General features: G+C 53.3%; 14 protein-coding genes and 1 tRNA gene. 12 read left to right on the forward strand and 3 right to left on the reverse strand.

Features of this window, described 5'->3' with window-relative positions; all coding sequences use genetic code 11:
• Positions 1-84: 84 nt before the first annotated feature.
• Positions 85-1,026, reverse strand: coding sequence for a ribokinase (rbsK, locus tag V6D20_13915; GenBank protein ID HEY9816876.1), 942 nt, complete (start codon positions 1,024-1,026; stop codon positions 85-87).
• A gap of 69 nt (positions 1,027-1,095) precedes the next feature.
• Here rbsK and V6D20_13920 point away from each other — a divergent pair.
• The 5 genes from V6D20_13920 (at position 1,096) to V6D20_13940 (ending at position 8,291) form a co-directional block, all read left to right on the forward strand.
• A tRNA-Cys gene (locus tag V6D20_13920) sits at positions 1,096-1,167 on the forward strand.
• Between the two features lie 569 nt (positions 1,168-1,736).
• A complete protein-coding gene (gene argC / locus V6D20_13925) occupies positions 1,737-2,795 on the forward strand; it encodes an N-acetyl-gamma-glutamyl-phosphate reductase (protein HEY9816877.1) in 1,059 nt (352 codons plus the stop codon).
• Between the two features lie 401 nt (positions 2,796-3,196).
• On the forward strand, positions 3,197-5,581 hold the full coding sequence (locus V6D20_13930) for an ATP-binding protein (GenBank protein ID HEY9816878.1): 2,385 nt from the start codon (positions 3,197-3,199) through the stop codon (positions 5,579-5,581).
• 383 nt (positions 5,582-5,964) lie between these two features.
• Positions 5,965-7,716, forward strand: a complete 1,752-nt coding sequence (locus V6D20_13935; GenBank protein HEY9816879.1) for a lipase family protein — start codon at positions 5,965-5,967, stop codon at positions 7,714-7,716.
• A 206-nt stretch (positions 7,717-7,922) separates the two neighbouring features.
• Complete coding sequence (locus V6D20_13940; GenBank protein ID HEY9816880.1) at positions 7,923-8,291, forward strand: YccF domain-containing protein; 369 nt, start codon at positions 7,923-7,925, stop codon at positions 8,289-8,291.
• Between the two features lie 19 nt (positions 8,292-8,310).
• On the opposite strand, the gene V6D20_13945 is transcribed toward V6D20_13940, so the two are convergent.
• Both V6D20_13945 and V6D20_13950 read right to left on the reverse strand, forming a co-directional pair.
• Positions 8,311-9,060: a PspA/IM30 family protein gene (locus tag V6D20_13945; protein ID HEY9816881.1), complete on the reverse strand. Its 750-nt coding sequence runs from the start codon at positions 9,058-9,060 to the stop codon at positions 8,311-8,313.
• A 131-nt stretch (positions 9,061-9,191) separates the two neighbouring features.
• Positions 9,192-10,430, reverse strand: coding sequence for an SPOR domain-containing protein (locus tag V6D20_13950; protein HEY9816882.1), 1,239 nt, complete (start codon positions 10,428-10,430; stop codon positions 9,192-9,194).
• A gap of 388 nt (positions 10,431-10,818) precedes the next feature.
• Between V6D20_13950 and V6D20_13955 the strand changes: the two genes are divergently transcribed.
• The 7 genes from V6D20_13955 (at position 10,819) to wbaP (ending at position 16,060) form a co-directional block, all read left to right on the forward strand.
• Entirely contained in the window at positions 10,819-11,388 is a 570-nt protein-coding gene (locus V6D20_13955; protein HEY9816883.1) for a DUF721 domain-containing protein, read from the forward strand.
• A gap of 659 nt (positions 11,389-12,047) precedes the next feature.
• On the forward strand, positions 12,048-12,350 hold the full coding sequence (locus V6D20_13960) for a hypothetical protein (GenBank protein HEY9816884.1): 303 nt from the start codon (positions 12,048-12,050) through the stop codon (positions 12,348-12,350).
• Positions 12,351-12,776: 426 nt separating this feature from the next.
• Entirely contained in the window at positions 12,777-12,866 is a 90-nt protein-coding gene (gene petN, locus V6D20_13965) for a cytochrome b6-f complex subunit PetN (protein ID HEY9816885.1), read from the forward strand.
• Positions 12,867-12,874: 8 nt separating this feature from the next.
• Positions 12,875-13,018 (forward strand): hypothetical protein, encoded by a 144-nt coding sequence (locus tag V6D20_13970; protein HEY9816886.1) that lies wholly within the window; start codon positions 12,875-12,877, stop codon positions 13,016-13,018.
• A 325-nt stretch (positions 13,019-13,343) separates the two neighbouring features.
• Complete coding sequence (locus V6D20_13975) at positions 13,344-13,478, forward strand: hypothetical protein (protein ID HEY9816887.1); 135 nt, start codon at positions 13,344-13,346, stop codon at positions 13,476-13,478.
• Positions 13,472-14,599 carry a glycosyltransferase family 4 protein gene (locus V6D20_13980; GenBank protein ID HEY9816888.1) on the forward strand — a complete coding sequence of 376 codons (1,128 nt, stop codon included), beginning with the start codon at positions 13,472-13,474 and terminating at the stop codon, positions 14,597-14,599. Before V6D20_13975 ends, V6D20_13980 begins: the two co-directional genes overlap by 7 nt.
• 18 nt (positions 14,600-14,617) lie before the next feature.
• Positions 14,618-16,060 (forward strand): undecaprenyl-phosphate galactose phosphotransferase WbaP, encoded by a 1,443-nt coding sequence (gene wbaP, locus V6D20_13985; GenBank protein HEY9816889.1) that lies wholly within the window; start codon positions 14,618-14,620, stop codon positions 16,058-16,060.
• The last annotated feature ends 225 nt before the right edge of the window (positions 16,061-16,285 follow it).

A 16,285-nucleotide genomic window follows, 5' to 3' on the forward strand; every position in this document is an offset into this window, starting at 1 on the left:
CTTAAATGTGCTAAAGGTGAAATCAAACTAGCTCTACAGCAATGGCCGTATCTTGCAGTACATTTTCTGCCTTGGTAAAGATCCTTAAGCAAGACTTTGGATTGTGGGCGGTGGATTGGCCAGAAATGCCTCCACGGCTGATCGGCTGGGCATGGAGGGCTGGGCCCCAGGCTGGGTTACTGATAGGGCTGCGATCGCCGTTGCCCAACGTAGGGACTCAGGTAACGGTAGCCCCTGCACTATAGCCGTCGCCAGGCCGCCGTTAAAGGCATCCCCCGCCGCCACCGTATCCACCACCGGCACCGAGAAGGCCGGCTGCACCCACACCTGATCCACTGTGACCGCGATCGCCCCCTGCGCCCCTAGTTTAATGATGGCGATCGCCACCCCTCGCTCCACCAAAGCCTCACCGGCCCGCTGCGCCGAAGCGCGATCGCCCACCGGAAACCCCACCAGTTGCTCTGCTTCCACCTGATTGGGCGTGATGCAATGGAGTAGGGGAAAGAGATCGGCCGGCAGTGCTTGGGCGGGAGCTGGATCGAGCATCACCCGTACGCCCAGATCGTGGGCCATCTGGGCTGCCGACACCACGGCCGATAGGGGAACTTCGAGCTGCACCAACAGCACACCCGCCTCAGGTAGATAGGTCGCTAAGCGCTGTAGATCGGTCGTATCGACCCGGCCATTCGCGCCCGGCACAATCACAATCTGATTTTCGCCCCGACCATCCACCGCGATCGCCGCCACGCCTGAAGATGCGTCAGGATCCACCGCCACTCCACGACAGCCCACCCCGGCCTGCTGAAGGTCTGCCAGCAGCGATCGCCCCATGTCATCCTGACCTACGCGGCCTACCAAATCCGTCGGCACACCCAACCGCGCCGCCGCCACGGCTTGATTGGCTCCCTTGCCCCCTGGCACGGTAGTGAAGTCTCTGCCCACCAAGGTTTCTCCCGGTTGAGGAAAGCGATCGCAGCGGGTCACCAGATCCATATTGAGACTGCCAAATACCACCACAGATTTCACCCTATCTCTCCCTCCAGAAATCGCTGGTCTGGCCCCAAGTTTGTTATACTAATCTACGCTAAGCAATCTGGCGGCATAGCCAAGTGGTAAGGCAGAGGTCTGCAAAACCTCCATCCCCCGGTTCGAATCCGGGTGCCGCCTTTTTAGATCATTTAGATCATAAAAAAATAACTCGCTACCAAGATACAAGACATCTTGAGACAGTCGCATTCAGAGACCTAGCGTTGCAGATAGCCGTAAGCAGGTGGGTTGAGATCTGTCTTCGATGAATATTCAACGGCTGAACGTCTCCAGGTTTTCTTGATGTGTTGACCCCTGTGACGATGGCTCCATCAGCGAGTGGCGAATTAGGCTGCATCACCTAGGTTTCACCGGCCGTCAGCCAAAGGAACAGTTACTATAAAAGGCAATCGCAAACCGATGGATCATTCGACCTCAGAGGTAAGAGGGCAGGACAAGGGTTGGATGCCCTAGACGATAGGACTTAATCCGTTCTTCTTAAACTATTGTTGGCCTGCTGTGGGGTGTTCTCCATCGCACCCGCACTCATGAAACCATCATCATTTCATTACAGAGATCCTTCTAGAGACATCCTCTGTATCTAGTGGAGGGCGATCGCTCTCGGTCACAAAACGGGGTTGGCAGTGTAAAGTCAGGTGTATACAAAAGCACTTCAACGTTTTTTTAGAACATCGAAAGGTTAAGACATTATGGGTGACGCGGAACGGATATCAGTGGGGATTGTGGGTGCCTCTGGCTATGGCGGCGTGCAGTTGGTACGGCTTTTATTCGACCATCCCAAGCTTGATCTGGTGTATTTAGGTGGCGATAGCACAGCCGGAAAGCCATTTTCTGACCTCTACCCCCACTTGGGGCACGCCATTACCCAGTCTATTGAGGCGATCGATCTGGATCAAATTGCCGATCGCTGCCAGGTGGTGTTCCTGTCTCTCCCCAATGGCATCGCCTGTGATTTAGCGCCACGCCTACTAGAGCGGGGCTGTCGAGTTTTAGATCTATCCGCAGATTACCGATTCTTTGACCTGGATACCTATCAAACTTGGTACGGCAAAGAAAGGAGCGATCGCGCCGTGGCGGAAACAGCGGTTTATGGATTGCCCGAGCTGTACCGTAGCCAAATTGCCCAAGCTCGCCTCGTGGGCTGTCCTGGCTGCTATCCCACCGCCAGCCTGTTGGCCCTATCGCCGCTGCTGAAGCAAGGTTTGGTATCCCCCGAAACCGCCATTATTGACGCTAAATCAGGAACCTCTGGCGGCGGTCGCCAGGCTAAAACCAATATGTTGCTAGCCGAAGCTGACAATAGCCTCGGGGCCTACGGCGTGGCCCGCCATCGCCACACGCCTGAAATTGAGCAGATTTGTAGCGATCTTGCTGGTCATGAGGTGATGGTGCAGTTTACTCCTCATCTGATTCCCATGGCGCGGGGTATTTTAGCCACCGTCTATGCCACCATGCGCGATCCGGGGCTGGTGCGGGAGGATTTATCAACGATTTATCAAGCTTTTTACCGCTCGTCTCCCTGGGTGAAGATTTTACCCAGCGGCGTCTATCCCCAAACCAAGTGGGCCTGCGGCACCAACCTATGCTACATCGGTATTGAAGTCGATCAACGCACCGGACGAGTGATTGTCATGTCGGCCATTGATAATTTGCTGAAGGGTCAGGCCGGCCAAGCTTTACAATGTCTAAATATTATGATGGGTTGGGACGAAACCCTAGGATTACCGCAGCTTTGCTTTTATCCTTAGGGGCGATCGCTTGCCTCCAGCAACCTCGGAAGCGGTGTCCGGCGGTTGAGGCTAAAGTGATCCCGCTACCATAATGTCAGGGGAGATTGGACATCTCGGGGATTACCATAGGTGCGATCGCCCTTCAACGGGGACATCACTCTCCCCTGCAGGACAATTGCAGAGTATGTCAGCTCCCGTTTATCTACTGTGAATGGGGGCTGACAGGATGATTTGAGGATAGTTAAGCTCTCAAGGGTTCTTGATAGCCCAGTTGGGCACCGGTAGACTTGCGTTCGGTCGTACGGTGAGGACACTTCGGGGTTGGATGGTAGCCCATCCAGCAGATGCTGCTGCCTGCGTTGAAGACCCAAAATGTTGCTCGAACGAGCCGACTCGCAATGTTTAGTCACTCTGATTTTATGGATCACGCGCCGATTGTATCGCCGGACTTGTTCGAGCAGGGTAAGCAGTTGCTTCAGAAAATGGCGGAACAGCTTGATCAGGCGATGGTGGTGAGCGATCGCCATTGTTCAACCGCTCAGCGTCAGGCAGTATCAGATATTGATCAGTTTGTGATTCTCATCTCGCCGACCTTCAGCGCCATGATGCTTGGGCAGCAGGATGAAGCTCGCGATGTGGATCAGCCTCCTAGGCTCAAGACAGCTTTTAGCTTCGAACCTGAGGCGATCGCTGCTGTACTCAAGCGCCTAGCTATAGATGCGCCCCTGGATGACAGTCAGGCGATCGCTCCCTCTCAGCTCTTAACCCTAATTGATACGATCCAGCCCAACGCTGCGGCCGTCCAAAGTCACTTCACCACCCAACTCCTCGCCTTGATGAGTCAGGGGGTTTCTGTCCCGAATGTATCCCTGTGTGATCTGCGCCATCACAGCCTTGGGGCTGATGCTCCCCCTTCGGTAGAGGTATCAGCCCTCTATCCAGCCGTGTGCCAACCGGTGGAAGTGGCTCTGCGACAGCAGGTAGAACAGGAGCGCTTGCTCAACCAGGTGATCTCCCAAATTCGCCAAAGTCTAGAACTGCCGGTCATTTTAGAAACTGCCGTATCGCAGGTGCGGCAGTTCTTGGCAGTAGATCGCCTGATTATTTATCAGTTTGAATCCCTCGATCAGCTTGTCCATCCATCCCATCTGGAGCAGGGAATGGTGCCAGACGCCAGCTCCGCTGCGACGACGACCAGTCGCTATATTTCTTTTGGGAGCTATGTCACCTATGAAGCGCGCTCCCAGGATGATATTCCTTCCCTGCATCACTTAACCAACGACTACTGTTCTGCCCAAATTCCCTACCTGCGCGATCGCTACCAGCAGGGCATTCCCCTAGCTGTGGAAGATATTGAGCAAACCTATGGTCAAGAACCTGAGATGCTGGCCTTTTTGCAGGAAGCCCAGGTTAAATCTAAGCTAGCTGCCCCGATTGTGGTTCATGATCAGTTTTGGGGGCTTTTGGTGGCCCATCAATGCCAATATCAACGCCGCTGGCAAACCAGTGAAGTGACGTTTCTGCAGCAAATTGCCGAACATTTAGCGATCGCCATTGGTCAGGCGCAGCTCTATGCCCAACTGCAGCAACAAAAAGATCTGCTAGAGCAAGGGGTGATTGAACGTACCCGCGACCTCCGTGATGCCATGCTGGCGGCCCAAACCGCCAACCAAGCTAAAAGCGAGTTTTTGTCGGCCATGAGCCACGAACTGCGCACCCCGCTGACCAGCATTATTGGCATGTCCACTACCCTACAGCGCTGGCTAGCCAATGAACTCACGCCCCGGCAGTGCAAGCATCTGCAAACCATTCATGACAGCGGCCAGCATTTGCTGGAGCTGATCAACGATATTTTGGATCTATCGCAACTGGAAGCTGGTCACCTGGTGCTCAAATGTGGCCCCTGTTCCCTGTCTAACATTGCCCAGCAGAGTATGCGGATTGTGGAAGAACAGGCCCGGCTCAAACAGATTGATCTCACCCTAGATCTACGCCTTAACCCATCTACTGAAACCATTACCGCCGATCCGCTCCGGCTGCAGCAAGTGCTTTTAAACTTGCTGAGTAATGCCGTTAAATTCACCTCTGAGGGCGGTCAGGTGATTCTCTCCGTCTTTCGAGACGAGCGCATCGCTACCTTTCAGGTCAAAGACACGGGTATTGGCATTGCAGAGGATCAACAGCCCCTGCTGTTCCAAAAATTTCAGCAACTCGATACCTCTTACAACCGGCACTATAGCGGTACCGGGCTGGGTCTAGCCCTGACGAAAAATCTAGTGGAGCTCCATGGCGGCAGCATCACTGTGGAATCTACCCTTGGCGTGGGCTCAATCTTTACCGTGCGGCTACCGGTGCGACGATCGTCGAATCTGCGTCTGGCGACCCCTTCTATTCCCGCATCCCCAAAGGCGCTGCGGGCTCGGCATAATCTAGGGCCCATGGTGCTCATTGAAAACCATGAAGAGAGTGCTAACCTCGTCTGCGACATGCTGACAGCAGCCGGCTATCAGGTGGTTTGGATTGTGGAAGGATCGCGGGCGGTGGAGCAAATTGAAATTCTGCGTCCCAATGCGGTGATTCTCAGTGTTGATGTGCCGGATACCAACGGCTATGACCTGATTCGCCAACTGCGGCAAAACCCCAGCACCAAGCGGCTGAAACTCGTGGCTATGGGGCAACTCAGCGAAGCGGAAGGCATGCAGCACTGTGTGGCGATCGGGGCCGATGACTACTTACCCAAACCGCTGCATCCCAATCAAGTGTTGCAGAAAATTACGGCGCTCATGGCCATCAAAACTGCTTGATGCTAGACCTGCTCAACCCACAGCCATCTCAACCCGTCGCCATGTTCCAACCAGCAGCCACCTATGGGTACTAGGAGCGATCGCTCCTTTTCTAGCTTAAAAGCCCACAGCGTACAGTACGTGTGACAAACCCTCATCGATGTGTTAAAGATAACGCAGACCCAATCCTTGACGTGGCGGTGCTGTAAGTTGCCATGCTTTTAGAACAAGCCCTTTGCCTATCCCATAGCCTGTCTGTACCCTGATATCAGGGACGTGGTATAACGGCTCAATGGGAGATTAGGTGATGTCCGTCCGAGATGGGCAGGTGTATCCTACGCATCATCTCGCACCTAGGTTCAGGGTTATTGCTGTTTCATGCTGCATCTATCTCAGTACGGGTTATGAAAAATCCTTTCCTTCCGGTTTTGTTTACCGCAGCCCTTTGCCTAACGGCCACGGGGGCGATCGCTTCCCCATCCACGTCCCTCGCGGATCCTGAGCCCATGGTGTTGGCCCAGTCCGCCGCGGCTCCTTCTTCGTCCGCGGCTCCTCCTTCATCCGCCGCTTCCCCCCTGCCGTTGAACCCCCATTGGTTGATTGCCATCAGCAGCGCCATCCTAGCGATCGTTGCCGTTGGGGTTGCTACCCAGTACTACGAACAGCAGCGCTGGAAACGAGTTGAGTTTATTCGCAGCATCATTCAAGAGTTTGAAAACAAGCCATCGATTGGCCACGTCCTCTCTATTATTGACTTTGAGGAATTTCGGGAACTGCCGCTGAAGCTGCCGGGACGTTCAGACCACATTTTTTTTGAGCCCAAAGACATTCGCCTCCGCCGGGCTTTGGTGTCTCATGACAAAACTATCCAGCGTAAGCACGAGGTTGAAAGTCTTAAAGACATCGATGCCGATCGCTATAAGCAAGAGCTGAAGGAATACCTGATTGAACTTACTCTGCGCTGTTGGTTTGATGACTTCTTAAGTGGGCTTTCCAACTTCGAGTACTACATCAAATCCAAGTTAATTTCTGCCGAAGAATTACGTCCCTATATTATTTACTGGATTCGCGTGATTGGCGATCGCGAATATCGCCGGGAAGGGGCATCGGGGTTCTATGAACAGTTATTTACCTATATTCATAAGGCCGGCTATACCGATGTTCAAAAACTCTTTGAGCGATATGGCTATCGGATTTTGCCAACCCCCTACCGCCCCACAGACTTCAGCGACGAGTTTGTGACATCAGACGCAAAACGCGCCCTCAGCCTCGGCAAGGTTGCCTACTTGGTCTACTCGGATGAACACTATATCCGCGAGGTGTTAACCCAGTGGGGAGCCAACCTCGGCGTAGATTTTCATTACATTGACGACCCAAGTAGCGAGACCCAAGGCATCATCTTCCGCATCAATGGCAACATTGTTCTGGGCTTTCGCGGCACCCAAAAACTGCGCGACTGGCAAACCAACGTCAAAATCAAACTGCGGAAGTTTGCTGGTAAGAGCAAAATGGAGACGATGGATACCGAAATTGTTAGCCTCCTGAAAAGCGACATTGTTTTTCAGGAGAACGCTAAGGTTCACCGAGGTTTTCAACATGCCTGGGATAGCGTTGCTCCCCAAGTGGTCAACATCATTTTGCGCTGGCGACGGGTAGAACCTAACGCAACCCTTTGGGTGACAGGGCATAGTTTGGGAGGGGCACTGGCTACCCTAGCAGCAGCGGCTCTACAAGATACGGGTATCACAGTCAACGGCCTCTATACCTTTGGGCAACCGAGAGTAGGCGATTGGGCCTTCCAGCGCCAGTTTGACAAGGTCTTGGGCGATCGCACCTTCCGGTATGTGAACAACAATGATATTGTGCCAGCGGTGCCGCCGCCCATCTTGCCTTGGACGTTTCCTCGTGTTTATCGCCACACTGGACACAAGTATTACTTTGACGTGAAGGGCAACTTGACGAAGAACCCTGATTTTGTAACGCGTCTGGTTGATGGAATTCTAGGCTATGCGATCGGTACCCTAGAGCAAGGGTTTGAAGGCATTAACGATCACCGCATGGAAATGTATGTGGCTCACTTGCAAAAAGCCAGAGAATCCGAAAAAGTTGTGCAGGAACTTGAGAACGAGGACAAGGACGATCAAGCTTCTGCTTAGAGATGGAGACCTTTGACCTGTTCATATCAAATCCGGTTGAATATGCCTGTAACATCCTGTCTTCGATTCCCGCTCGTTCCCTTGGCAAAGGGGCTACAGACATCTGGATCCTGCCATAGCCCTACATAAATGGCGTATCTAACCGATTTGATATTACACCTGCTCACGGCTGTTCACTCACATCATGACTTCAGGAGAACGACATCATGAGCTTACTTGGCAATCTAATTTGGTTGATTTTTGGCGGCTTGATTGCTGCGATTGGCTACATTGTGGGCGGTTTAGCCATCTGCCTCACCATCATTGGCATTCCCTTTGGCCTGCAGGTAATCAAAATAGGATTTGCCTCCCTCACACCCTTCGGCAAAGAGGTGGTGGTGTCAGAGAAGGCTAACAGTCCCTTGCGCATCATTTTCGATATTATTTGGCTGGTGCTCTTCGGCTGGGAAATTGCCATCGCCCATCTCGTCTCCGCTCTGATCCTGGCGATTACGATCATTGGCCTACCTTTCGCCAAGCAACATTTCAAGCTTGTAATTGTGGCACTGTTGCCCTTCGGCCGTGATTTGCGCTAATCAAGATCACAAGCCTGGTTCAGGAATTATCAACCTTCGATCGCAGTTCTTCAAGCTCGTGATCGATCTCGGGTGTATGAGCTGCAGGACTCGATGGCAGACTCTGGGGCGATCGCCCGCTTAGCTCTGCTTTCATCGCTGCCAGATCATCATCGACACTATTGCCCTCCAAGGCAGAGAACCGACTTTCTAGATCATCCTGCCCTAGCTCCGCCACAGCTTCCGAGCGGGCTTCTAGCTCATGCACCCGTTCTTCCATTCGCTCAAAAGCCTGCATGGCACCGGTTGTACCTACCCGACCCAGCATTTCATTGAGCTGTTGCGATGCCTTGGCCGAGCGCGCCCGCGCAATGTACATATCCTTTTTGGTTTTTGCATCCGAAATCTTGCGCTCTAAACTCATCATGTTCTGGCGCAGATTATCAACAACGGCTTGTTGCTGAGGAAGCTGGCGACCCAGGCTGTCAGCCGTTTCCTGATAGGATTTGCGGCGGCTTAAGGCTTCCCGAGCCAGCTCTTCGTCTCCTTTTTGCAGGGCTAGCTGGGCCCGCCGGTACCATTCATCTGCCGTAGACTGGGCCTGACTATGCTGCCGTTCCGTACGCTTCTGAGTCGCGATCGCTTGGGCCACGCCCTGGCGCATCTCGATCAGATCGTTCTGCATGTCGCTGACAGCTTGCTCTAGAATCTTTTCGGGGTCTTCGGCTTGACTCACTAAGGAATTGAGATTGGCTCGAATCACCCGACCGACTCGCTGAAAAAATCCCATACCCGTCTCCACTAACGAAACCCAGCACCATGACTGACAACGCAGTCCATTTCATGGTATCGCACGAGCTTAGTTCTCGTCTGTTGAACCACGAGCTATCTGGGATTGCGGTTAGAGGCCTCAGGTCATGCCTAAGGTTGATAAATTTCTGCAGGAATCCCTTGGTCAGCTAGCTCATTGAGCAAGGCTTCAGCCCGCTCTGGGTCGCTAAAGGCTCCAAATTGCACCTGGGCTCCTGCATCTGGGAAGTTGCGTACATAGGCATCTTCTACGGCTTGGCGAGCATCATCCAAGCTGCGATCGCCGCTGTAGTCTGTCACCACATAGTAATAGTTAGACGGTGCTGTTGACGGTGCTGCTGCAGTCTCGGCAGGGGCTGGTGCAGGGGCTGGCGTATAGGCTGGCTCGGGAGCCGGGGGCTGAACGGGTGCAGCCGGTGCCACTGCCACCGGCTCTGGATCAGGAACGTAGACGACATCCGAGGAATCTGATTCAACGGAAGGACTGGGTTCAACGACCTCTGGCGTTAAGGCAGGTTGCAACTGGGTTGTAAGAGCTGTGGAGGTGGTGGTTGGAGCTGTCGTTGGAGCATTAGCGCTTGGGGCAGGGGCAGCCGCGTTTGCTGAGGGTGGCGATGGCTGTGAAGGTTGTCCTGTGCGCGGCAGGGTGCTGAGGGTATCTAACCCCAAGTCCACAAATTCCTCCTCCGCTAAATTGGGATTGGGGATACCTCCTTGGGTAGACGATGATACAACGCTCTCAGCCGTAGAGCGATCGCTTCCCCACTGTCCCAAGCGCGGTAAACCCACGAGTGATGGATTGAGAATGACGTAGCCGAGGGTAGCGCTGGAGAGCAAGAGCAACAGCATCGATCCAATCCCCAGCGGAGTTAGTAGGCTGGCAACGATGCCGGGCTCATCCTCGTCTGGTTCGTAGGTGGGCTGAGGCGATGGTGGCGCTTCGTCTGCTAAGCTACGCAGCAGTTCTTCAGACGACTCTAAATAATCATCGGGAACCGGTGTGTCTAGAGGCTGGTTTCCAGGCGCTGTTAAGGCAGCCGGGGTGGGGGCGATCGCCTGCTCAGGTGATGCTGCAGTCTGCCGTGACTGTAACCCAGCTAGAGCGGCTGTTCCGGCTGCTAAAGCTGGCAATGGGGTGCGCTCTTGCGGTTCATGCATAGAACGCTGGGCACGGCGCGGCGATCGCCCTGGCTTCAGCGATCGCTGCCGTCGATAGCGCGCTAATTCTTGATCCAGTTCGGTATCTAGACCCAGCAGGGCAGCTTGTAATAGAGGGTGTAAAACAGCATCCTGAGAATCTGATCCGCCGTCAGAATCCCGATTAAGGTTAGAAAGCAAGGAATTCGACATGACTAAAATCTCCCAAAGCGTCGAAGGCGTCTGATCTGCGCGGGTATTTGATCTGTGCAGGTATAGGCATCACACTCCTGGTTGACTGACAAACCTTGAAGAGTCTCACCCCCAACCCCTCGTCCAATCTAGTAGCGGGGCTTTGAAAGCACCTGCGCCTCTCTTTTTCCCCTTCTACTCTTGTGGGACGAGGGGAAATGATGGGTCAGCCAAGCAGATCACATTCCCAGCCAAGAACCGACTCTAGTTCCGATACAGCTCTCCACACATAATAAGGACATATCTCCTCAGTGGGCTGGCATCGGTGGCTTTATTTGGGGATCATAAACGCAAGTTGAGAATTTGACCAACTTTCCCACGCTAGAGCCAACCAGCGGATGAGCGAACTATGACGTTTCAATCCTTACAACACCTCATTCACGCCGTTGAAACGAAGCCTCAATGGCGATCGCGCCGCAGTTTTCAAGCCTTGCTCAACTGCTGGCCCGAGGTGGTGGGTGCTGCCGTTGCTGCCCAGACTCGCCCCGTTGCCATCCAACGCCAAGTGTTAATTGTTGCTACATCCAACTCGGCTTGGGCCCAAAACCTCTCCTTTGAACGCCTACGCCTCTTAGACAAGCTCAATCATCACCTCGCTGACTACCTACAAGCCGATACGCTGCAAGACATTCGCTTCTCCACCACCCAATGGTCATCCCCCTCGTCTATCACCATCGAACAGATGGAGGATCTTTCTACTTGGCGGCTCCATCCCAGCCGTCTGCCAGAACCTGTTAACAAGCCTCCCACCCGCCCGCGATGCCAAACGTCTGACGAAGCATTTCAGCGATGGTCGTCCCTGATCCAGCAGCGATCGCGTCACCTACCGCTCTGCCCCACCTGTCAATGCCCCACCCCGCCTGGTGAATTACAGCGCTGGTCAGTATGCTCTCTCTGTGCAGCCAAGGGCTGGGCATAAAGCTCAGAGACCAGGTTTTAGGGAGCAGAGGCTGTTGCGTTTCTCCCGATCGTTTAGCAGCCTAATGCTTCACTTTAGCTGTGTTGTATGAGTAGCCGTAACGCTTCAAAGCCTAATGAGATGATGCGGTACAGCCATATCTGACAGTAACTACAACGGAGATGCCACCGTTTGAACCGAGTGGTTTCGGCCCATCTCCTATCTTTTAATCTTTTAACCAGTTTAGGATGACCGGGAGTACGCCCGTCAAACTCACATTGTTGAACAGCAACCTAGAACCGTAAAAATCGGATGTCTTCAGTAGCAAAAATAACCTGATCTACCCATAACAGTTACAAAACAAAATATTTTAAAATTTCTCCACTTTGTCCGTCTTAAACCTGCGATTGGTGATCTGATCGCTCGGTTTTGGACGTGATCCCCAGTGGTTTTTGTAAAAAATCAGGCTCGATTTCTAGGAAATAGAAATTTTATATCTAATGCCTAACATTTGTGTATTCCTCGTAATGGAAACCTAAAGACAATCTAAATATCATTTTTTCTTTGGGATCGCTGAATTCAAGAGCTATGAGGCACTTGACCTGTTCGTAATTCGAAAACCCTGGGAATGATAAAGACAACAATAGAAAGTACAGTTTTGTGCCAATGACACTCCTCCCATGAGAAACCAAAATTCTGTTTCTGCTTGTCGCCATTGTCAGCACTACGTAACCGAAGGACGACGAGGTGGGCAGTGCCAGCAGCTTGGCTCGCCAGTCAAGGGAAGCTGGCGAGCTTGTTCCCTGGCCTTGCCGCCCTTTGCACCCACGTGGGAAAGCATGGGTGTGCTTCCGGGAGGAATTGCCATGTGGTCAGAACCCGTGTTTGCCCTGGAAACTGAAGAATTGCCAGACTGTGAAATCGTTGCGCATAGCGAGCTAACGCTTGCCTGTATGACAGAAGTAGAGGCAGATGTGGCATAGGGCTAGATTGCCCGGTGGGCAGCGACTGCGTCCATGGGACTAGAGTTTTCGCTGGAGCAGCGCTAACCCGCGGTTATGGGGGTTGCCCTAGGATGCCGATGGCTGCTTGTCGCGAGAATGGCTAGCCTCCTTCCAGCAAGTCTCATTTTGACCAGTAACTTGTCCAGTCCACGTCGTTTCTATGCTGAGCGTGGGAATGCTCCAAGCGGTGCTCCTGCAACCAGACCTCAATCGTCGCAGGAGTAACTGAGTCCGGTGTCAACGCGGGAGTGCTGGTACCACAAGTGCTGTTCTTAGCAAGCTTGGGCAAGATGTTCGCACTGAGAATCACGAGCCTCTTGGCTAAGAGCTTCGTTGCGAGACAACTTTGGATTATGATGAGGTGAGGATACATACCTGTGACACTTTCACCTTGACATCATAATCATGGACATACTGACATTAGGCTGGGTTTCGCTATTAGTGGTCTTCACTTTTTCCATCTCTATGGTGGTTTGGGCCCGGAACGGATTCTAGAAAGACCTATGAATGCTGAAGCAATTGCCCTAAGCTCGTTAGCCGTTGTTGCTCTAGTGCTGCTAGTAACGTTTACCGGCGGCGTTGCTTACTTGACCGCTGTAGAATGGCGCGATCGCCGCCGGCGAGCAAGAGAACAGCGAGATCGATAGCGATCGATAGAAGCGGTCAACCATAGAAGCGGTTAACCATAGCGTCAGTTAACTGATCAAAACATTGGACAGCTATGCGTCCCGCGCTGTACCTGGAACGTCAGCGTTGAGACATATACACATCAGTGATAGACAGCGCTTCTAGAGATGAGCCGTTTTCCAAGCATTTCCTTGCGTGACCAACCTTGGCATGGTTGCATAGCAAGATTGCCCTCCTTGGTGAGGGCTTTTTCATGGGTGCCGAACTTTTTGCCGCCCTACTCGTCGTGGGAGAAGACGTCGAGTCTAACGTCAACCTCAAGCAGAATCAGGGAGCACGACTACCATGCATAGGCTGCTTAAAACTGCGATCGCCTCCGTGACGCCAGACCACCCCTCGTTCCATAAGCTCAGCATCGATGTTTCTCGGCAGACGGTTCAACGATCCGTGGGAGCGATCGCTCTCTCGCGTTCATGGTAAAGCTGGCGATTGTCCATGAATGGCTGGTGACTCGTGCGGGCTCGGAGCAAGTTGTGGAACAGATTCTGGCCCATTACCCTGATGCCGATCTTTTCAGCTTGGTTGAATTCCTCCCAGATCATCTCAAAGCTTTTATTCAGCACAAATCGGTTTCGACCTCGTTTCTCCAACATCTCCCCTTTGCCAAGAAACACTTTCGGCAATACTTACCGCTGATGCCCCTAGCGGTGGAGCAGTTTGATTTGGATAACTACGATGTGGTGGTGTCCAGTAGCCATGCCGTGGCCAAAGGAGTCTTAACCCGCGCCGATCAACTGCACATCAGCTATGTTCATACACCCATTCGCTATGCTTGGGACTTACATCACCACTACCTCAAGGGCTCTGGGTTGAGTCGAGGCGTGAAAGCGATCGCCGTCCGGGCTACACTCCACTATCTGCGCCTCTGGGATGTTGCCACCGCCAACCGGGTTGACCATTTCGTCGCCAACTCCCGGTACATCGCCCGCCGCATTTGGAAAACCTATCGCCGGCCCGCCACCGTGATTTATCCTCCCGTAGCCGTCGATCGCTTCCGTCCGTCCCGCCAGCGCGATGACTTTTACCTAACTGTGTCTCGCTTCGTGCCCTACAAGCGCGTCGATCTCATCGTGGCCGCCTTTGCTCAGTTAGGTCTACCCTTGGTGGTGATCGGGGATGGCAGCGATCGCGCCAAACTTCAGCCCCTGTTCACCCCCAATATCACCTGGCTGGGCCAACAGCCGGATGCCGTGGTGACCGACTACATGCAGCGCTGCAAGGCCTTTGTATTTGCCGCCGAAGAAGACTTTGGCATCACTCCCGTTGAGGCCCAAGCTGCTGGAGCCCCGGTGATTGCCTATGGCAAAGGCGGCGTCACCGAAACCGTGATTCCGGGGAAGACCGGACAACTCTTTCCGGAGCAAACCATCGAGAGCCTGATCGAAGCGATAACCCAGTTTGAAACTAGCCAGCAGAGCTTTGATCCAGACATGCTGCATGAACATGCTGCACACTATAGCCCAGACCGCTTTCGCAGAGAGTTCTCTACCTTTGTTGATCAAAAGTGGGTGCAATTTCAGCAAGGGGATGGCATAGAGTAATAGCGAGGGGGAAACCGAATGCAGTTGGATCAAACTATACGACCGGCTTTATCAGCACTGAGAGTCTCCACGCGCTCTTGGCCTACATTAGCGATCGCTCTCAGCGCCGACTTGATTGCCTTAACCATAGCTTGCGTTTCTAGCGTCTACATACGCCTCGCCTTGAATGGGCAGTACCATCCATCGCTCTATTGGCAGCTTTGGCCTGTGCTGGGGCTCTTCATCTTGGCCTACGCGATTGTGGGGCTTTATCCGGGTGTGGCTTTGAGCCCCGTGGATGAACTGCGGTGGATTAGCGTCACGACAACACTCATGTACCTAGTGCTAGGCTCAGCAACCTTCCTGCGCCGCGAAGGCGAAGTCTATTCGCGGGGCATTTTTCTCATGGCCTGGGTGCTGTCTATCCTGTTTGTACTGCTCGGCCGTATTTTGACTAGGCATACCTTTGCCCATCGCTCCTGGTGGGGCTATCCCGTGATGATTTTGGGGGCTGGAAAAACTGGAGACCTGCTGATTCGTACCCTCAAACGTCGTCCAGGGATCGGTCTCAAGCCAGTTCTCGTCCTCGATGATGACCCAGACAAGCATGGCTGGCTGCATGGGGTGCCGGTTGTGGGTGGCTTAGAGCTAGCTCCAGTCCTGGCCCGCACAAGGCGGATTCCCTACGCGATCGTCGCTATGCCAGGCGTGCCCAGAGGGCGTCTGCTGCGCCTATTAGAACGCTATGGACAAACCTTCGCCCATCTACTCATCATTCCAGACCTATTTGGGTTTTCTAGCCTGTGGGTGGAAGCTAGGGATATGGGAGGTGTCTTAGGGCTAGAAGTACGCCAACAGTTGCTCCTGCCCGGGCCCCGTTTTACAAAGCTCATGGTTGACCTGATGGCTACCCTTCTTGGGGGATTGCTGTTGATTCCCTTCATTGCCATCATCGCCCTGTTGATTCGCCTGGACTCTCCTGGGCCCATCTTCTATCGCCATACGCGCTTAGGACGTGGTGGACGTCCCTTTAAAGCCTGGAAATTTCGATCAATGGTGCAAAATGCCGATCGCGTCCTGCAAGACTATCTCGATCGCCACCCAGAATTACGAGAATCCTGGGAGCAGGATCATAAACTCAAGCGCGATCCACGGGTGACGCGGGTGGGGCGTTTTCTGCGGCGCACCAGTCTAGATGAGTTGCCCCAACTCTGGAATATTTTGCGTGGTGAGATGAGCCTAGTGGGGCCACGTCCCATTGTGGATGAAGAAATTCCCCGCTACGGGGACACGTTTGAGCTGTATACCAAAGTCAGTCCGGGGCTAACGGGGCTGTGGCAGGTCTCTGGGCGCAACAACATTACCTATGATGAACGGGTGAATTTAGATGCTTACTATGTGCGCAACTGGTCAGTATGGCTGGATTTCTACATCTTGATGCGCACGGTTTGGGTCGTGGCATTTGGAGAAGGAGCCTATTAGCGATCGCTAGGGCAGCCTTCAGTCTAGGAGACAGGCCCTAGCGGTATCATTTATGACATCCAGATGCCCTGCCTGACTTTGATGATAAGACCCTATACTTAGGTGTTTTGCCTTGGGAACCGTAACGAAGACTTTAATTTTTCTAGATACTGTGAAGTGGAGTCAACGCATTTTTCGCTTGTGTCTCCTGAGCTTGCCCTACATCAGCTATGTCTGTTTTCCAGG

Source organism: Candidatus Obscuribacterales bacterium, assembly GCA_036703605.1.
Taxonomy (GTDB): domain Bacteria; phylum Cyanobacteriota; class Cyanobacteriia; order RECH01; family RECH01; genus RECH01.